General features: G+C 72.8%; 15 protein-coding genes. 2 read left to right on the plus strand and 13 right to left on the minus strand.

The annotated features are described in order from the left end of the window. Nucleotides 1–7 precede the first annotated feature (7 nt). Entirely contained in the window at nucleotides 8–1,234 is a 1,227-nt protein-coding gene (locus AB0C21_RS05775; protein ID WP_500202898.1) for a cytochrome P450, read from the plus strand. Here AB0C21_RS05775 and lysX read toward each other — a convergent pair. From lysX to AB0C21_RS05830, 11 genes are all read right to left on the minus strand, one after another. Further along, on the minus strand, nucleotides 1,221–2,675 hold the full coding sequence (gene lysX, locus AB0C21_RS05780; protein WP_500203308.1) for a bifunctional lysylphosphatidylglycerol synthetase/lysine--tRNA ligase LysX: 1,455 nt from the start codon (nucleotides 2,673–2,675) through the stop codon (nucleotides 1,221–1,223). The two genes, AB0C21_RS05775 and lysX, sit on opposite strands and share 14 nt — an antisense overlap. A gap of 114 nt (nucleotides 2,676–2,789) precedes the next feature. Further along, entirely contained in the window at nucleotides 2,790–3,572 is a 783-nt protein-coding gene (locus AB0C21_RS05785) for a type III pantothenate kinase (protein ID WP_500202899.1), read from the minus strand. A gap of 14 nt (nucleotides 3,573–3,586) precedes the next feature. Further along, entirely contained in the window at nucleotides 3,587–4,444 is an 858-nt protein-coding gene (nadC, locus tag AB0C21_RS05790; RefSeq protein WP_500202900.1) for a carboxylating nicotinate-nucleotide diphosphorylase, read from the minus strand. Continuing rightward, a complete protein-coding gene (locus AB0C21_RS05795; RefSeq protein ID WP_500202901.1) occupies nucleotides 4,441–6,099 on the minus strand; it encodes an L-aspartate oxidase in 1,659 nt (552 codons plus the stop codon). Before AB0C21_RS05795 ends, nadC begins: the two co-directional genes overlap by 4 nt. A gap of 78 nt (nucleotides 6,100–6,177) precedes the next feature. Continuing rightward, the gene (gene panD / locus AB0C21_RS05800) at nucleotides 6,178–6,594 is read right to left on the minus strand and encodes an aspartate 1-decarboxylase (protein ID WP_089316894.1); all 417 of its coding nucleotides are present in this window, start codon (nucleotides 6,592–6,594) and stop codon (nucleotides 6,178–6,180) included. Beyond that, a complete protein-coding gene (gene panC / locus AB0C21_RS05805) occupies nucleotides 6,594–7,454 on the minus strand; it encodes a pantoate--beta-alanine ligase (RefSeq protein WP_500202902.1) in 861 nt (286 codons plus the stop codon). The genes panD and panC overlap by 1 nt, the downstream gene beginning before the upstream one ends. Nucleotides 7,455–7,642: 188 nt before the next feature. After that, complete coding sequence (locus AB0C21_RS05810) at nucleotides 7,643–8,668, minus strand: Rossmann-like and DUF2520 domain-containing protein (RefSeq protein ID WP_500202903.1); 1,026 nt, start codon at nucleotides 8,666–8,668, stop codon at nucleotides 7,643–7,645. A 108-nt stretch (nucleotides 8,669–8,776) separates the two neighbouring features. Continuing rightward, a complete protein-coding gene (locus AB0C21_RS05815) occupies nucleotides 8,777–11,272 on the minus strand; it encodes an ABC transporter permease (protein WP_500202904.1) in 2,496 nt (831 codons plus the stop codon). Next, nucleotides 11,272–12,045, minus strand: coding sequence for an ABC transporter ATP-binding protein (locus AB0C21_RS05820; RefSeq protein ID WP_500202905.1), 774 nt, complete (start codon nucleotides 12,043–12,045; stop codon nucleotides 11,272–11,274). The genes AB0C21_RS05815 and AB0C21_RS05820 overlap by 1 nt, the downstream gene beginning before the upstream one ends. Nucleotides 12,046–12,311: 266 nt before the next feature. After that, entirely contained in the window at nucleotides 12,312–13,013 is a 702-nt protein-coding gene (locus tag AB0C21_RS05825) for a response regulator (protein ID WP_149259775.1), read from the minus strand. 76 nt (nucleotides 13,014–13,089) lie between these two features. Continuing rightward, nucleotides 13,090–14,259, minus strand: coding sequence for a sensor histidine kinase (locus AB0C21_RS05830; protein ID WP_500202906.1), 1,170 nt, complete (start codon nucleotides 14,257–14,259; stop codon nucleotides 13,090–13,092). Nucleotides 14,260–14,370: 111 nt separating this feature from the next. Between AB0C21_RS05830 and AB0C21_RS05835 the strand changes: the two genes are divergently transcribed. After that, nucleotides 14,371–15,384, plus strand: coding sequence for an SAM-dependent methyltransferase (locus tag AB0C21_RS05835; protein ID WP_500202907.1), 1,014 nt, complete (start codon nucleotides 14,371–14,373; stop codon nucleotides 15,382–15,384). Here AB0C21_RS05835 and AB0C21_RS05840 read toward each other — a convergent pair. Together AB0C21_RS05840 and AB0C21_RS05845 are read right to left on the minus strand one after the other, a co-directional pair. Next, nucleotides 15,381–16,589 (minus strand): cytochrome P450, encoded by a 1,209-nt coding sequence (locus AB0C21_RS05840; protein WP_500202908.1) that lies wholly within the window; start codon nucleotides 16,587–16,589, stop codon nucleotides 15,381–15,383. The genes AB0C21_RS05835 and AB0C21_RS05840 overlap by 4 nt on opposite strands. A gap of 145 nt (nucleotides 16,590–16,734) precedes the next feature. After that, nucleotides 16,735–18,160 (minus strand): PH domain-containing protein (locus AB0C21_RS05845; RefSeq protein ID WP_500202909.1); only part of this gene is annotated, 1,426 nt, incomplete at its 5' end.

Raw genomic sequence — 18,160 nt, forward strand, 5'->3', positions numbered from 1 at the left:
TGGGGGCATGGAAGACAGGACGGGCCAGACCGTGGAGGCCGGGGCGACCGCGGTCCTGGGCTTCGATCCGGGCGATCCGGCTTTCCGGGCCGACCCGTACGCCCATTACCGGACGCTCGGGGCCGACGGCCGCAGCCTGCACCGGACGGACGTCGGGTTGCGCGTCACCTCGTCCTACGAGCTGTGCGAGCGCGTCCTGCGCGACCCGCGGTTCGGGCACCGCCCCACGGGCGGCGGCGTGTGGCGCGAGGCGCAGGGGCGGCACCGGTCGTTCCTGACCATGGACCCGCCCGACCACACGCGGCTGCGCCGGCTCGTCAGCAAGGCGTTCACTCCCCGCCTCGTGGAGCGGCTGCGGCCCCGGATCGATGAACTGGTCGACGCGCTGCTGGCGCCCGTCTCCGGCGAGACCGACCTGATCGCGACGCTGGCCTACCCGCTGCCCGTCATCGTGATCAGCGAGATGCTCGGCGTCCCCGCCGAGGACCGCGACCTCTTCAAGGGGTGGTCCGACAGCCTCGCGCGCGGGCTGGACCCCGACTTCCTGCTCCCGGAGGCCGAGATCGCCCAGCGGGACGCGGCGCGCGAGGAGTTCGCCGAGTACTTCCGGGAACTGGCCGCCGAACGCCGGGCCGAGCCGCGCGACGACCTCCTGAGCGCCCTTGTGAGCGTCTCTGACGGCGGAGACGTCCTTTCGGAACAGGAATTGCTGGCGACGTGCATCCTGCTGCTCGTGGCGGGCCATGAGACGACCGTGAACCTCATCGGGAACGGCGCGCTGGCCCTGCTCCGCGACCCCGCGCAGTTGCGGCTGTTCCGGGAGCGGCCCGAGAACGTCCAAGCGGCCGTGGAGGAACTGCTGCGCTTCGACCCGCCGGTGCAGCTGACCCTACGGTCGGCCCTGGAGGACGTCGACCTGAACGGAACGCTCGTCGAGCGCGGGAAGCTCGTCCTCCTGCTGACGGGCGCCGCCAACCGCGACCCGGCGGTCTTCGACGAGCCCGACCGGCTGGACCTGCTCCGCTACGCCGAGGGACGCGACACGCCGAAGCACCTGTCGTTCGGGCACGGCGTCCACTTCTGCCTCGGCGCCCCGCTGGCCCGGCTGGAGGGCCGCATCGCGCTCGGCAAGCTGTTCGAACGCGATGTGGCCCTCGCCGCCGACGACCTCGTCTACCGCGACAACCTCGTGCTGCGCGGGCTGCGCGAGCTTCCGGTCGTCATTCGGGCTTGACCAGCGGGAACAGGATCGTCTCGCGGATCCCCTTGCCGGTGAACGCCATGATCATGCGGTCGATGCCGGCGCCCATGCCGCCCGTCGGGGGCATCGCGTACTCGAGGGCGCGCAGGAAGTCCTCGTCCAGCTGCATGGCCTCGGGGTCGCCGCCCGCGGCGAGCAGCGACTGCTCGGTGAGGCGGCGGCGCTGCTCGACGGGGTCGACCAGCTCGGAGTAGGCGGTGCCGAGCTCCGTGCCGAACCCGATGAGGTCCCACTTCTCGGTGAGCAGCGGCTCCTCGCGGTGCTGGCGGGTCAGCGGGGACGTCTCGACCGGGTAGTCCATGACGAACGTGGGCTGGACGAGGGTGTGCTCGACCAGCTCCTCGAAGATCTCCTGGACGAGCTTGCCCTGGCCCCACTTGGGGTCCCAGGAGATGTCGCGGGCGTCCGCGAGCTTGCGCACGGACTCGATCGGCGTGTGCGGCGTGATCTCCTCGCCGAGCGCCTCGGACACCGCGCCGTACAGGGTGATCCGCGGCCACTCCGCGAGGCCGAGGTCGTACTCGGCGCCGTCATGGACGACCACGGTGGTGTCGAGGGCGGCGACGACCGCCTTCTGGTACATCCGCTGGGTCAGGTCGGCCATGTCGTTGTAGTCGAGGTACGTGCCGTAGGCCTCGACCATCGTGAACTCGGGGTTGTGCGTGGAGTCCGCGCCCTCGTTGCGGAAGTTGCGGTTGATCTCGAAGACCTTCTCGATGCCGCCGACGACGAGCCGCTTCAGGTACAGCTCGATCGCGATGCGGAGGTAGAGGTCCATGTCGTAGGCGTTGATGTGCGTCCTGAAGGGGCGCGCCGCGGCCCCGCCGTGGATCGGCTGGAGCATGGGCGTCTCGACCTCGAGATAGCCCTCCTCGTGCCAGAAGTCGCGGACCGCGCGGACGGTGGCGCTGCGCACTCGCGCCATCCGCCGGGCCTCGTCGTTGACGATCAGGTCGACGTAGCGCTGCCGGACCCGCGCCTCCGGGTCGGTCAGGCCGGCGTGCTTCTCCGGCAGCGGCCGCAGGCACTTGGAGGTGATCGCGAACCGGTCGGCCATGACCGACAGCTCGCCGCGGCGGGAGGTGATGATCTCGCCCTCGACGCCGACGTGGTCGCCGAGGTCGACCTCGCGCTTCCAGAAGTCGAGCTGCTCCTGCCCGACCTTGGCCAGCGACAGCATGACCTGGATGTCGCCGCCGGCGTCCCGGATGGTGGCGAAGCAGAGCTTTCCGGTGTTGCGGATCAGCATCACGCGACCGGTGACGCCGGCCTTCTCGCCCGTCTCGGTGCCCGGCTCCAGGCCGGTGTGTTTCGCGCGGATCTCGGCGATCGTCGCCGTCCGCGGGAAGGTCACCGGGTAGGGGTCGATCCCGCTCTCGCGGAGCCGGTCGAGCTTCTCCCGGCGCACGCGCATCTGCTCCGGGAGCTCGTCGAAGGTCTCGTCACTCACATCGCAAGGCTATCCAGCCCGTCCGGTGCGGGCGAACGACTTCGGCGCGATCACCGCGCCGAACGCGCCCCGGACGGGTCAGGGCGTGTTGCGCTCGTAGATGAGCCGGAGGCCGATGAGGGTGAGCCACGGCTCGAACTCGTCGATGCTGCGGGACTCCTCCAGGACGAGCGGGGCGAGGCCGCCCGTGGCGATGACCGTGACCTCGTCCGGGTCGTCGGCGAGCTCCTCCGACATGCGCTCGACGATGCCGTCCACCTGCCCGGCGAAGCCGAAGATGATCCCGGACTGGAGCGCCTCGACGGTGTTCTTGGCGATCACGTTGCGCGGCCGGACCAGCTCGATCTTGTGGAGCTGCGCGCCGCGCGACGACAGCGCGTCGATCGAGATCTCGATGCCGGGGGCGATCGCGCCGCCCACGTACTCGCCCTTGGCGGAGACCGCGTCGAACGTGGTGGCGGTGCCGAAGTCGACCACGATCGCGGGTCCGCCGTGGGTGTGGACGGCGGCGAGCGCGTTCACGATGCGGTCGGCGCCGACCTCCTTCGGGTTGTCCATCCGGACGGGGACGCCGGTCTTGACGCCCGGCTCCACGATCACCGCCTGCACGTCGCCGTAGTAGCGGCGGCACATCTCCCGCATCTCGTGCAGGACGGAGGGGACCGTGGAGCACAGCGCGATGCCGCTGATGTCGGTCTCGGCCAGCAGCGGGCTCTGCTGGACGAGCCCCTGAAGGACCACCGCGATCTCGTCGGCGGTGCGCCGCGGGTCGGTGTTGATCCTCCAGTGCTCGATCACCTCGTCGCCCTCGAAAAGACCGAGAACGGTCTGGGTGTTACCGACGTCGATGGTCAGCAGCATCAGGTCCCCGCTGTTCAGGTGAAGTCAAGGCCGATGTCGAACACGCGCGCCGAGTGCGTCAGCGCGCCGACCGCAAGGTAGTCCACCCCGGTCACGGCGACGTCTCGGGCCCGCTCCAGGGTAAGGCCACCACTGGCCTCGAGCTCCGCCCGCCCTGCCACGAGCCGGACCGCCTCGGTCATCTCGGCGTCGGTCATGTTATCCAGCAGGATGCTCGCGGCCCCCACGGCCAAGGCCTCCTCGACCTGCGCCAGGGTGTCGCACTCCACCTGGACGTGCAGGGACGGGTAGACGGCGCGGATCGCCTCGTAGGCCTTGGTGACGCCGCCGGCCGCCGCGATGTGGTTGTCCTTGATGAGCGCGGCGTCGTGCAGGCCCATCCGGTGGTTGACGCCCCCGCCGCAGTGCACGGCGTACTTCTGCAGGGCCCGCAGGCCGGGGAGGGTCTTGCGGGTGTCGCGGACCTTCGCCTTGGTGCCCTCCATGGCGTCCATCCACGCGCGCGTGGCCGTCGCGATGCCGGACAGGTGCGTGAGGAGGTTCAGCGCCGTCCTCTCGGCCCTCAGGATGGCCCTGGTGGATCCGCTGACCGCGATGAGGACCCGCCCGGGAGCGACCCGGTCCCCGTCCTCCACCTTCGCCTCGTAGGCGACGTCCAGCATCTCGAAGACGAGGCACGCCACGGGCACGCCCGCGACGACACCCTCCTCCCGGGCCTTCAGCTCCCCGCTCGCGGTGTCCTGCGGCGCGAAGATCGGCGTGCTGGTGACGTCGACCTCGCCGTCCTCGGCCAGCGCCGTCCGGACGAGGTTTTCCACAGCCTGTGGATCGAGCCCGGCGGCGCTCAGCCTCTGCGAGAGTTCCGGTGTCATGAGCGCTTCCCTTCCAGAGGTTCGTAGGTGGTCGTCAGGACGTTCCCCGCCAGCCGGGTGACGAGGTGGCCGCGCCACGCCTCGTCCGCGCGCTCGGGGAAGTCCTCCCGCCAGTGGCTGCCGCGCGTCTCCTCCCGGCGCCGCGCCGCCGCCACGATCGCGGACGCGACGGTGTGCAGGTTGGTGGCCTCCCAGGCGTCCACCCCGGGCTCCGCGCCTCCGGGCAGCGCGCCGGCGCGCCCGAGCGCCGCCAGCTCCCGCGCCGCCGTCTCCAGCCCCTCGGCCCCGCGCAGCACCCCGGCACAGGAGGTCATGATCCGCTGAACCTCCCCCCGCACCCCCGGCCCCAGCAGCCCGCCCCGCCCGCCTTCCGGCACACCGTCGGCACCTTCCGGCGTGCGGGGTGCCGGGGCGGCCAGGTCTTGGGGTAGGGCTTCGGCGATTCTCGCGGCGAAGACCAGGCCCTCCAGGAGGGAGTTGGAGGCGAGGCGGTTCGCGCCGTGGACGCCCGTGCAGGCGACCTCGCCGCAGGCGTAGAGGCCGGGGACGGACGTGCGGCCGTGCAGGTCCGTGCGGACGCCTCCGCTGGCGTGGTGGGCGGCGGGCACGACGGGGATGGGCTCGGTCACCGGGTCGATGCCGTGGTGGCGGCACGCGGCCAGGATGGTCGGAAACCGGCTCTCCCACATCGCCGCGCCGAAGTGGCGGCCGTCGAGCAGCATGTGGGACGCGCCCGTCTCGCGCATGCGGTTGATGATCCCCTTGGCGACGACGTCGCGCGGGGCCAGCTCGGCGAGCTCGTGCCGTCCCACCATGAAGCGCACGCCCTCGTGGTCGACGAGGTGCGCGCCCTCCCCGCGGACGGCCTCGGAGATCAGCGGCTGCTGGCCCGACGCGCCCTCGCCGAGCCACAGCACGGTCGGGTGGAACTGGACGAACTCCAGGTCGGTGACCTCGGCCCCGGCGCGCAGCGCGAGCGCGACGCCGTCGCCCGTGGAGACCTCGGGGTTGGTCGTGGCGGAGAACACCTGGCCGAGCCCGCCGGTGGCGAGCACGACGGCGCGGGCGCGGACGGCGCCGACGCCGCCCGGCTGCCCAACGCCCATGACGTGCAGGGTGACGCCCGCGGCGCGTCCCGCGGCGTCCTTCACCAGGTCGAGGACGAGCGCGTGCTCGATCACCTCGACGCCGGAGTCCTTGAGCGCGGAGAGGAGGGCGCGGCTGATCTCGGCGCCGGTGGCGTCCCCGCCGGCGTGCGCGATGCGGCGCCGGTGGTGGCCGCCCTCGCGGGTCAGCGCGATGTCGCCGCCGGAGCGGTCGAAGGCGGCGCCGAGCGCGATGAGGTCGCGGACGGCGTCCGGCCCCTCGGTGACGAGCGCCCGGACCGCGTCCTCGTCGCAGACGCCGACGCCCGCGGTCAGGGTGTCGGCCAGGTGCTCCTCGGGGGTGTCGTCGGGCGCGAGCGCGGCGGCGATGCCGCCCTGCGCCCACCGGGTCGACCCGGCGTCCAGGAGGGCCTTGGTGACGAGCAGCACCCGGCCGTGCGGGCGGCAGCGCAGGGCGGCGACCAGCCCGGCGATGCCGGAGCCGATGACGACGACGTCGGTGTCGGTGGTCCAGCCGGGCGCGGGGGCGTGCAGAACGGAAGGGATCACGAGCCCTCCTCCGGGATCGGTTCTCGTCATTATGACCCTAACCCCGGAGAGGCCGGACCCCCGGCCCCCGCCCAAGGGTCAGTTGCGGATCAGGTCGCCCCGCGTCGTGCTGGTTCCGGGGACGGGCTCGGCGGGGTCGGAGCCCAGCGAAATGATCTTGTTGGAGCGGTCGACGTGCACCACGGCGGGGACGAACTCGCGGGCCTCGGCGTCGGTCATCTGCGCGTAGCTGATGATGATGACGAGGTCGCCGGGCTGCACGAGGCGGGCGGCGGCGCCGTTGATCCCGATGACGCCGGAGCCGCGCTCGCCGGCGATCAGGTAGGTCTCCAGGCGGGCGCCGTTGTCGATGTCCACGATCGAGACCTGCTCGCCGGGCAGCAGGTCGGCGGCGTCCATCAGGTCCTGGTCGATGGTGAGCGAGCCGACGTAGTGCAGGTCCGCCTGGGTCACCGTGGCGCGGTGGATCTTCGACTTGAACATCGTCCGGAACATCAGTGCTCCTTGCCGAAATCGAGGGGAACGTTGTCGATGAGGTGGGTGGCGCCGACGCGGCCCGCGACGGCGAGGACGGCCCGGCCGGCGTGCGGTCCGGTGATCTCGGTGAAGGTCGAGGGGTCGACGAGGACCAGGTAGTCCAGCGCGAGGGGCGGGTCGGCGGCCTCGGCCTCGGCGAGGACGGCGCGCGCGGCCGCCAGGACGGCGTCCGGGCCGGAGGCGACGGCGTCGGCCCCGGCCCGCAGGGCGCGCGAGAGCCCGAGCGCGGTCCGGCGCTCGGACCCGGACAGGTAGCGGTTGCGGCTCGACAGCGCCAGCCCGTCCGGCTCGCGGACGGTCGGCGCGCCGAGGACCTCCACGGGGACGTTCAGGTCGGCGACCATCCGCCGGATCATCGCGAGCTGCTGCGCGTCCTTCTCCCCGAAGACCGCCACGTCGGGCCGGACGAGGTTGAGGAGCTTCAGCACGACGGTGAGCATCCCGTCGAAGTGGCCGGGGCGGGCGGCCCCCTCGACGACCTCGCCCATGGGCCCCGACTTGATCGTGACCTGCGGCTCGTCCGGGTACATGACGTCGCGGGTCGGCGCGAACACGATGTCCACGCCCTCGGCGGCGCAGGCCTCCAGGTCGGCGGCGAACGTGCGGGGGTAGCGGTCGAAGTCCTCGCCGGGCCCGAACTGGAGCGGGTTGACGAAGACGCTGACCGCGACCGTGTCCGCGCTGCGGCGGGCCTGCCGCATCAGCGACAGGTGCCCCTCGTGCAGGGCGCCCATGGTCGGGACGAGCGCCAGCGTGCCCGCGGTCTTCGACCGGGCCTGCGCCAGTTCCTCGCGCGTGCGGGCGACGATCGGTGTCACGCTCCGTCCCTCCTCTCACGCGCTAGCGGGCGCCGGCCCGGGCCGGACTCGCCGGAAACACCAGAAGCCAATGCCGTTCCCTTCCTCGTCATCCGGCCGGCGCTCACACATCCGGTCGGCCCTGTCGGTCGGTCAGCACTTTCAGTCGGTCAGCACTCTCGGGTCCAGCACTTTCGGGGCCGGTGCCGTCAGTCGGCCAGCGCTTCGAGGAGCCGTTCGGCGTCCTCCGGTCTGAGCATTCCGGCGCCGAGCGCGCGGTCGGCGGTGAGGCGGGCCAGCGCGACGTAGGCGCGGCGGCTCTCCGCCGACACCTTGGCCAGCTCGGCGACGTGGTCGGTCACCGTGCCGGCGTCGCCGCGCGCGACCGGGCCGGTGAGCCCGTCGATCCCGAGCCGCAGCCCGTTGTCGAGGGCGGCGCCGAGGAGCGGGCCGAGCATCCGGCCGGGCTCGGCCACGCCCGCGGCGCGCAGCAGGTCCATGGCCTCCACGACCAGGGTGACCAGGTGGTTCGCGCCGCCGGCGAGCGCCGCGTGGTAGAGCGGGCGCGCCTCCTCGGTGATCCAGACGGGCTCGCCGCCCATCTCCAGGACGAGGGCCTCGGCGACCGGGCGCAGCGGCTCGGGCGAGGTGACGCCGAACGAGATGCCGGTGAGCCGGTTGACGTCGTCCGGGCGCCCGGTGAACGTCATCACGGGGTGCAGGGCCAGCGGCAGCGCGCCCGCGCGGGTGAGCGGGTCCAGCACGGCGGTGCCGTACCGGCCGCTGGTGTGCAGGACGAGCTTGCCGGTGACCGGGACGCCCGCGGAGACCAGCCCGGCGGCCAGCTCGGGGAGCTCGTCGTCGGGGACGGTCAGCAGCACCAGGTCCGCGGCGGCGACCACGTCCTGCGGGTCGGCGACGCCGGCTCCGGGGAGGCGTTCCTCGACGCGGGCCCGCGACCGCTCGGACACGGCGGTCGCGGCGACCACGCGGTGGCCCGCGAGGGACAGCGCGGCGCCGAGCGCCGTGCCGACGCGGCCGGCGCCGACGACGCCGACCGCGAGCCGCGCGGGCCGGTCCTCCGGGGTCTCAGAACCGCCTTTTCGGGGGGTGTGGGGGGTCGTCCCCCCACCGGGAACCGGCCCGCTTTTCCGGGGGGTGTGGGGGGTCGTCCCCCCACCGGGAACCGGCCCGTTTCCGGGCGTGCCGGAAGGGGGCGTGGCCTGTGGGTCCATCGGTTTCGTTCCAGTCCTCAGGTAGGTACCGGACGTGCGCGCACCACAGTACCCGCGGGACCCGGCCGCGCGGTCCGGTGGGTGACGATCGTCACCCCGTCCCCCCATTCAGTCATGCGCGAGGGACTCCACGATGGACGTCTTCGCGGCGCGCCGCGCCGGCAGCACGGCGGCGAGCATCCCGGCCGCGCCCGCGAGCACCACGAACCCGGCGACCTGCAGGTAGGGCAGCGCGAAGATCGAGTCGCTCGCCATCGCGTTCGTCGCGGCCCAGCCGAAGCCCACCCCGAGTACGACGCCGGTGGCGGCGCCGATCACGGCCATGACCAGGGCCTCCACCGAGAGCATCCGGCGGAGCTGGCGCTTGGTGAGGCCGAGGGCGCGCAGGAGCGCCGACTCCCGGGTGCGCTCCACGACCGACAGGGTCAGCGTGTTGGCGATGCCGAAGAGCGCGATGACGATCGCCAGCCCGAGCATCCCAGCGAAGATCATCAAGACCGTGTCGATGGCCTTGGTCATCGACTCCTTGAACTCGGCGGACGAGGCAACCTTCGCCGCCGGGTAGGGGCGCGCGGCCTCGTCCACGGCCCGGCGCGCCTGGTACGCGGGCAGGTCGTCGCGGGTCCTGACGTAGACGGCCTCCGGGTCCGTGGCGCCGAAGTACCGGGTGAAGTCCGCCTCCGGGACGATGATCCCGTCGAGGCTCGCGCCCGCCCCGTAGACGGCGGTGATCTTCACCGGGACGATGCCGTGCGCCGTCCGGACCTGCAGGGTCTTCCCAAGGCCCCGGTCGGGCGCCTTGGCCGTCTCCTCGTCCACCATCGCGGTGCCCGGCTTCAGCGCGGCGTCCAGCGACCCCTGCTTGAAGTCCGGCTTCAGGAGCCTGCCGAGCGCGGACGTGGTGATCGTCGAGACGGCGTCCTCGTCACCGCCGACCCGGGTCTCCTTGCGGCGGGTCTCGACCGTGTCGGTGACCTCGGGCCGGGTGCGCAGCGACTCGGTCAGCGCATGCGGGAGGGTCCCGTCGAAGCTCTGCGGCCTGATCTGGAACTGGACGGGGAACTGCTCCTCCAGCTTCTGCGCCGCCGTCGCCTTGGCGCTCGCCGCGACCACCGCGAACAGGCTCATCAGCCCGACCCCGACGGTCAGCGCGATCGTGGTCGTGGCGGTGCGGCGGGGCGCGCGCTGCGCATTCGCCACGGCCAGCCGCCCGGGGACGCCGCCGAGCCGCGCCGGGGCCGCGCCCGCGATCCGTCCGAGCGGACGGACGAGCGCCGGCATCGCCGCGATCACGCCGAGGAAGAACACGCCGCCGGCGAACGCGACCGCGTACATCGCCGTCTCGCCCTTGTGCATGACGAGGGAGCCCGCTACGCCGATGGCCAGGCCCGCGGCGCCGAGGAGGACGGCGAGGGCGGTGCGCACGAGGCCGAGCCTGAACCGTCCGCTGCCCGGTTCGAGGTCCGCGCGCAGCGCGGCCACCGGCGCGACCCGGGTCGCCGCGCGGGCGGGCAGCAGCGCGGACAGGACCGTCACCACGATCCCGACCGCCAGGCCGACCGCGACCGTCCGCACCGTCAGGGACGGCCCCGCGACGGCGATGCGCTCGTTCAGCTTGTTCACCACGACCAGCGCGCCCTCGCCGAGGCCGACCCCGGCGACGATTCCGAGCAGCGAGCCGACCAGGCCCACCACCGCGGACTCCACCACCACGCTCCCGAACACCTGCCGGCGGGTCGCGCCGACGCAGCGCAGCAGCGCCATCTCCCGCATCCGCTGCGCGATCAGGATCGAGAACGTGTTGTAGATGACCAGGGCGGACACCAGCATCGCGACCAGACCGAAGATCAGCAGCCCGGTCCTGATGATCTTGGTGTCGGCGCCCGCCGCCTTGGCCAGCCGCGCGCCGAGCTCCTCGCCCGTGTAGACGCGGTCGGAGCCGCCGGCGGCGGCCTTGACCGCCGCCAGGGACCCGCCCGCGATGTCGAGTTCGCGGTAGGTCTTCTCGCCGGTCATCCGCATCGCGGTCGCCGGGTCGAAGCCCACCGCGCCGCGGAAGCTCGCGTCCTGGTCGATGCCGAAGTCGACCAGCCCGACGACCGTGAACCTGTGCGGCCGGTTCCCGTGGTCGAGGATCGTGACCGCGTTCCCGACCGAATAGCCCTCCCGCTTGGCCAACTGACCGTCGAGGACGGTCTCGCCGGCGCCGGCCGGAGGCCGTCCCTTGTCGATCTCGTAACGCAGCAGGCGTCCGGACGGCACGGACATCCCGACCGTCGGGAAGTCGCCGACCGCCTTGCCGTCCTTGCCGACGAGCGCCGCGTCGCCCTTCACGGCGCCCTGGACGTCGGTGACGCCGGGGAGCGCCCTGATCTCGCGGAGCAGGGCCGGTGAGATGCCCTGGTCGGGGTCGTCGCTCTTGGGCAGCACCGCATAGTCGACCTTGTCGGCCGACTTGGCGAACGTCTTGGAGACGCCCTTGTCCAGCGTGTCCGTCAGGACGAACGTCCCCGAGATGAAGCCGACGCCGAGGGTGATGGCCACCGCCGTGAGCAGCAGCCGCAGCTTGTGGGCGCGCAGGCCCGCCAGTGTCGTCCGCAGCATCACGCCCCCAGCGCCTTGAGCCGGTCGAGGACGGCGTCCGGGGTCGGCCGGAGGATCTCCGACACGATCTCCCCGTCCCGCAGGAACACCACCCGGTCCGCGTACGAGGCGGCCACCGGGTCGTGGGTGACCATCACGATCGTCTGCCCCATCTCGCGGACCGAGGCGCGCAGGAACCCGAGGACCTCGGCGCCCGCGCGGGAGTCGAGGTTGCCGGTCGGCTCGTCCGCGAAGATCACCTCGGGGCGGGCGACGATCGCGCGGGCGCACGCCACCCGCTGCTGCTGGCCGCCCGACAGTTCGCTCGGACGGTGCCCGAGCCGGTCCCGCAGCCCCAGGGTCTCGACGACCCGGTCGAACCACGCCGGGTCGGGCTTGCGGCCGGCCAGCTCCATCGGCAGCAGGATGTTCTGCTCGGCGGTCAGCGTCGGCAGCAGGTTGAACGCCTGGAAGACGAACCCGACGCGGTCGCGGCGCAGCATCGTCAGCTGCCGGTCGCCCATCCCGGTGATCTCGACGCCGCCGAGGACGATCCGCCCGCCGCTGACGGTGTCCAGCCCGGCCAGGCAGTGCATCAGCGTGGACTTCCCGGACCCCGACGGGCCCATGATCGCGGTGAACGCGCCCTTGGCGAACCCGACGCCGACCCCGCGGAGCGCGTGGACGGCCGCGTCACCGGACCCGTACACCTTGGACACGCCCTCGGCGGTGACGGCCGGCGGCGCCGAGGCGGCGGGGGCTCCCCCTGGGGGTTCGGCGAACGTGCTGGTCACGGTGGCTCCTTCATGGTCGTGGAGGGACGCGCTCCACGCTAGGAATCCGCGCCGTCCCTGCCATCGACCCGGCGGCCACGCTCCGCCTCACTCTCACGGCCATTCGGGGCTTCTTCGTACGACCTGAGTCGTACTCCCCCGTCCCCCCATCAACCGACCTCACCAGGCCGCGCACGCGGAGGCGCCGGAGACCTCACGGGTCACCGGCGCCTCGTTCACGGCCCAGGCATCCGCCCCGGCGACGGGGATCAGGCCGCGATCGCGGTCTACGCGGGCGGGTCGGTCTGGCCGCTTCGGACGAGTCCCGTCTCGTAGGCGAACACCACGGCCTGCACCCGGTCACGCAGGCCGAGTTTCATCAGAATCCGCCCCATATGGGTCTTCACGGTGGCCTCCGAGACGTACAGCCGTGCGGCGATCTCCGCGTTCGACATCCCGCGCGCCACCAGCCGGAGGACCTCGTTCTCCCGGTCGGTCAGGCTCTCCAGCGCCCCGCTCGCCTTCTGCCGCGCGTCCGGCAGATGCACCGCGAACCGGTCGAGCAGCCGCTTCGTCGTGCTCGGCGCCACCACCGCGTCCCCCGAGTGCACCGCCTTGATCGCCTCGATGAGCTGCGCCGGGCCCGCGTCCTTCAGCAGGAACCCGCCCGCGCCCGCCTTGATCGCGGCGAACGCGTACTCGTCCAGGTCGAACGTGGTCAGGATGACGACCTTCGGCCCGGACCGCGCCACCACCTGCCGCGTCGCCTCGATCCCGTCCATGCGCGGCATCCGGACGTCCATCAGGACCACGTCCGCCCGCGTGCGGCGCAGCAGGTCCAGCGCCTGCAGCCCGTCGCCCGCCTCGCCGGCGACCTCGATGTCGGGCTGCGCGTCCAGCACCATCTTGAACCCGGCCCGCACCAGCTCCTGATCGTCCACGAGCACCACCCGGATGGGCGCCGCCACGTCGTCGACGTCCGTCGTCATGCAACCTCCCTGTTCACGACACCCCACACGCCCGGCGAAAGCCGCCGCAGGCCCCGGTCCCGCCCGCCGCGGCCGGTCACGCGGCGACCTCCTCGCGCACCGGGAGGCTCGCGGCCACTTCGAAACCGCCGCCGGCGCGCGGACCGGCGTGGACCGTGCCGCCGTACACGGCGACGCGTTCGCGCATCCCGGCGAGGCCGTGGCCGCGCCCGTCGTCCGGCGCGGCGGCGCCCCGTCCGTCGTCGACCACGCGGATCTCCACCGCGTCGCCGGAGTAGTGCAGCCGGACCGACACGCTCACCTGCGGGCCACCATGCTTGAGCGTGTTGGTCAGCGCCTCCTGGACGATCCGGTAGACCGTGAGCTGCCGTCCCTCCGACATGGCCGCGGGGGATCCGTCCACCTCGAACGCCACCGCGAGGCCCGCCGCGCGGACCTGTTCGACCAGGTCGTCCAGCTGCGCCACACCCGGTTGCGGCGCGTACGCCCCCGCGTCGTCGTTCTCGCGCAGGACGCCGAGGAGCCGCCGCATCTCCGCCAGCGCCAGCCGTCCCGTCGAGGAGATCGTGTCGAGCGCCTGCCGGGCCCGCCGCACGTCGCTGTCGATGGCATAGGACGCCCCGTCCGCCTGCACCACGATCACGCTGACGTTGTGGGCCACCACGTCGTGCAGCTCGCGGGCGATGCGGGCGCGCTCGGCGGCCATCGCCACCTTGACCTCGTTGTCGCGCTCGCGCTCCAGCCGCTCGGCCCGCTCCTCGACCGAGCGCAGGTACGCCCGCCGCGTGCGCATGTGCAGGCCGAGGACGTAGACGCCCGCCACCAGCACCGTCATCATGACGAACGTCAGCCGCCGGTCGTTGGCGCCGGACGGGTAGCGGTAGGTCACCATGACCGATCCCACCTCGCCGACCAGCGCCGCCGCGAGCCCCCAGCGGAACGTGCACCCGGCCGTGACCGTGTAGAGGCCCATCAGGACGGCGACGTTCGCCGGTACCGGGACCACCCCCAGCACGCACTGGACGCAGGAGACCAGCGCCACGAAGGCGAAGACCGCCCGGGGGAAGGTCCGGCGCAGCACCAGCGGCCCGATCAGCAGGGTCGCCAGCAGCAGGTGGCGCACCGTGGCGACCTGGGCCGAGCCCCCCAGCAGCGACGGCAGGGAGAGGAACACCACGGGGAGCGCGTAGAAGGCGTCGACGAGCGGCTTCCTGCCCCGCAGCCACTCCCATGAGCTCGCCACCATGCCGACAGCGTACGTACGCGCTGGTCAGTCCGGGATCAGCCGCAGGTCGGACCCGCCTCCACCGCGAGGATGGCCCGTCCGGACTCCGCCACTCACGGTAACGTCGCTGGTGTGGAGTCGCTGGTTTCCGGATGGCTGACGTGGCGCACCGCGATGGAGCGGGCCCTGTACGGGGAGGACGGCTTCTACCGGCGCGAACGCCCCGCCGAGCACTTCCGAACCTCGGTGCACGCCTCGCCGCGGTTCGCCGCCGCCCTCACCCGCCTGCTGGTCGAGGTCGACGCCCTGCTCGGCCGCCCCGACCGGCTCGACGTGGTCGACATCGGCGCCGGGTCGGGCCGCCTGCTGAGCAACATCCTGGCCTGCGCGCCACCCGAGCTGGGCGCCCGGCTCGCCCCGACGGCGGTGGAGCTCGCGCCGCGTCCCGCCGACGTCCCGTCCCGGATCGTCTGGCGCCCCGACCTGCCCTCCGGCGTCACCGGCCTCGTCGTCGCGAACGAGTGGCTCGACAACGTGCCGCTGGACGTGGCGGAACGCACCCCCGACGGCGTCCGGACCGTGCTGGTCGACCCGTTCACCGGCACCGAGCGCCCGGGGCCGCCGCCGTCCGACGAGGACCGCGACTGGCTGGAGCGGTGGTGGCCGCTGCCCGAACCGGGCGACCGCGCCGAGATCGGGCATCCGCGCTGCGCCGCCTGGTCCGCGGTGATCGAACGCCTGTCCGCCGGCCTCGCGCTCGCCGTCGACTACTCGCACTCGCGCGAGTCCCGCCCGGTGTACGGGACGCTCACCGGCTACCGCGACGGCGCCACCGTCCCCGCCGTGCCGGACGGGTCGTGCGACGTCACCGCCCATGTCGCGCTCGACGCCTGCCTGGTCGCGGGGAAGCGCGCCGGTGCCACGTCCAGCCTCCTGACGACCCAGCGCGAGGCCCTGCGCGCCCTCGGCCTCTCGGGCGCCCGCCCCCCACTGGACCTGGCCCACCGCGACCCCCGCGCCTACGTGGCCGCCCTGTGCCACGCAGGCGAGGACGCCGAACTGACCGACCCGTCCGGCCTGGGCGGCTTCGGCTGGCTAGCCCAAACCACCACCATCCCGCTCCCCCCTCCCCTGGCGACCGGTTAGCGCTCTACTTGGAGGGCTGTTAGGCCGCGGAGGATGAAGCCGGGCTTCCATTCCGGCTCGGTGGTCAGGTGGAGGGCGGGGGCCGCGCGCAGCATCGCGCCGAACGACTCCACGAGTTCGATGCGGGCCAGGGGCGCGCCCAGGCAGTAGTGGATGCCGAGGCCGAACGTGATGTGCGGGTTCGGGTCGCGGCCGAGATCGAGCCGGTTCGGGTCGGCGAACACCTCCGGGTCGCGGTTGGCGGACGCGAACTGCAGCGCGACCTCGGCGCCACGGGGGATGTCGACGCCGGCGACCTTGATGTCCTCCAGCACCCAGCGCTCGAACATGGGCGCCGGGGTGTCGTAGCGGAGCAGCTCCTCGACCGCGGTGGGGACGAGCGACGGGTCGGAGCGGAGGCGTTCCAGCTCGCCGGGGTTGCGGAACAGCGTCCACCAGCCGTTGCCGGTCGCGTTCACCGTGGCCTCGTGGCCCGCGTTGAGGAGCAGGACGCAGGTGCCGATCAGCTCGTCCTCGGTGAGCCGGTCGCCCTCGTCCACGACGTGCGCGAGCGCGGAGATGAGGTCGTCGCGCGGATCGCTCCGCCTGGTGCGGGCCAGGCCGCGCAGGTAGTCGGAGAACTCCACGGCGGCGCGGACGGCCGTCCGCTGGGCCTCCTCGGGCGGGTTCAGCTCGTACATGCCGCAGATGTCGGCCGACCAGGGGCGCAGCAGATGCCGGTCCTCGACGGGGACGCCGAGCATCTCGGCGATCACGTTCACCGGCAGCGGTTCGGCGACCTCGGCGAGCAGGTCGCCGCCGCCCCGGTCCGCGAGCCCCGACGCCAGCTCCTCGGCGAGGCGCCTGATCGTCGGGCGCAGGCCCTCCACCATCCGCGCCGTGAACGCCTTGGACACGAGGCGCCGCAGCCGCGTGTGCGTGGGCGGCTCGACGTCGAGCATCCCGGCGCGGATCAGGTCCCAGAACGGCTTGAGGAAGTCGGGCTCCGCCATCTGCCCGAACTCCTCGTGGGTCGCGATGTGGAGGTACGAGCGCCCGAGGCGCCGGTCGCGCAGCAGCGCGTCGACGTCCTCGTACCGGCTGATCACCCACTGGCCGGTGGGCTCGTGGAAGAACACCGGATGCTCGGCCCGCAGCCGCTCGAACACCGGGTACGGGTCCGCCACGAACGCGGGGGACCAGGGGTCATAGGCCAGATCGCTCATGCTCAGACGATATGTGCCTCTCATCACCGGCCTGCCCCTTTCTGACGGTGCCGGCCCGCCCTCCCCCCTCGGGCGGGCCGACGCGTTCCATCGTCGGGGGGCGCCGAGGAGCACGGAAGTAGAACGGGATTCTGTGGATAAACCGTCAGCGGGCCCAGCGGGTGGGGTCGCCGCCGCCGGCGCGGCGGGCGGCGAGGGCCCGGCGCGCGGTGGACTCGACGATCGCGCGGGCCTCGCCGAGTTCGCGGTCCGCCGCGGCCACCTGGACCGGGCCCGGGGGCGCGTCCACGTGGACGGTCGCCAGGCCCAGCAGCCGCTGGAAGAGGTTCGCGGTCAACCGGACGCTTTGCGCGCGCGCGTGTGCGATCACGTCCGTGCGGCGGCAGGGCCACCCGTGCCGGGTCACGAAGACGACGTCGTCGGTGCCCGCGCCGTCCGCGTGGTCGATCGACACGGTCTTGGATGACGCCGGGATGAGAGGGACGGCGTCCACGTGCGTCCCCGGGAAGACCTGCGAGACGAGGTGCATGGCGACGTGGCGCGGTGCGACGGGGAGCAGGGTCGACGACAGCGCCTGCCGCTCGCCCGCGTATCCGGCGACGGTGACGTCGACGCGGGCCCATCCGAGGGTGCGCCAGATCGCCGGTTCGACGATGCTGACGGCCTGGACGCGTCCCGGCGGAAGCGTCTGCATCCGGGTCTCCAGCAGGCCGTAGCGCAGGCGGATCCCGTCCGGTGACATCGCCACCGTGAAGTTGGCGTACATGACCAGCGGCGCGATGACGGCTCGGATGAGGCCGAGCAGTACCGGGATGGTGACGGCCAGGATGCCGCCCTCCGCGTACAGCACGAAGAAGATGAGGGACGCGAGGAAGAGCAGCACCGTCCCCAGGACGGGCAGCCGCACGACCAGCGACCCGAGGAGCGGGCCGAACGACACGCGCCACAGGTGCCGTTCGGGTGCCTCCGGGGTGTGGCCCGGAAGCCCGGCGGCGCGGGCCAGGAGTTCGGCGCGCAGCTGTTGCGCCGACTGCCGTCCCAGGTAGCGGAGGGCGATCTCGCTCTGCTCGCCTCCTGCCAGTTCCACGCGCACTTCCGAAAGCGCGAAGACCCGCGTCACGAGCGGACGCACGACGTCGATGGCCTGGATCCGCGAGAGCGGGATGCGCCGCGCGTTCTTGCGCAGGATCCCGGTCTCCACGACGAGGTCGTCTTTGTCGACACGGAACCGCAGGGACAGCCACGTCCACAGGCCGGTCCCCACCGCGATGAACCCCATGGGGACGGTCACGATGATGAACCGCAGGATCACCTCGGGCGTGAGCGCCAGGGTGACGCCGCTGTCCGTCTGCGTCAGCAGCAGGGGGAAGCCGAGAAGGACGAAGTAGATGATGAGGAAGATGAACGCGCGCAGCGGGGCCGTCGCCCAGTGGAGCCTGTGCGTGCCCTCCGAGAACCGGACGGGCGGCCGTTGCGGCGGACCGTACGCATACGGCGGACGAGGCGGGCCGTACCCAGGACGTGGGGGCGGGTACGGAGGCCCCGGAGGGGGCCCGTAGGGGCCAAGTTGC

The sequence above is a fragment of the Spirillospora sp. NPDC049024 genome, from assembly GCF_040649235.1.
Lineage (GTDB): Bacteria > Actinomycetota > Actinomycetes > Streptosporangiales > Streptosporangiaceae > Spirillospora.

Bases quoted from the DNA above. Each gene is read 5' to 3' on its own strand.
- AB0C21_RS05830 (WP_500202906.1), bottom strand. From the start codon at position 14,259: ATGGTGGCGAGCTCATGGGAGTGGCTGCGGGGCAGGAAGCCGCTCGTC.
- AB0C21_RS05810 (WP_500202903.1), bottom strand. From the start codon at position 8,668: ATGGACCCACAGGCCACGCCCCCTTCCGGCACGCCCGGAAACGGGCCG.
- nadC (WP_500202900.1), bottom strand. From the start codon at position 4,444: ATGACACCGGAACTCTCGCAGAGGCTGAGCGCCGCCGGGCTCGATCCA.
- lysX (WP_500203308.1), bottom strand. From the start codon at position 2,675: ATGCGCGTGCGCCGGGAGAAGCTCGACCGGCTCCGCGAGAGCGGGATC.
- AB0C21_RS05840 (WP_500202908.1), bottom strand. From the start codon at position 16,589: ATGAGCGATCTGGCCTATGACCCCTGGTCCCCCGCGTTCGTGGCGGAC.
- AB0C21_RS05815 (WP_500202904.1), bottom strand. From the start codon at position 11,272: ATGCTGCGGACGACACTGGCGGGCCTGCGCGCCCACAAGCTGCGGCTG.
- AB0C21_RS05775 (WP_500202898.1), top strand. From the start codon at position 8: ATGGAAGACAGGACGGGCCAGACCGTGGAGGCCGGGGCGACCGCGGTC.
- panD (WP_089316894.1), bottom strand. From the start codon at position 6,594: ATGTTCCGGACGATGTTCAAGTCGAAGATCCACCGCGCCACGGTGACC.
- AB0C21_RS05825 (WP_149259775.1), bottom strand. From the start codon at position 13,013: ATGACGACGGACGTCGACGACGTGGCGGCGCCCATCCGGGTGGTGCTC.
- AB0C21_RS05785 (WP_500202899.1), bottom strand. From the start codon at position 3,572: ATGCTGCTGACCATCGACGTCGGTAACACCCAGACCGTTCTCGGTCTT.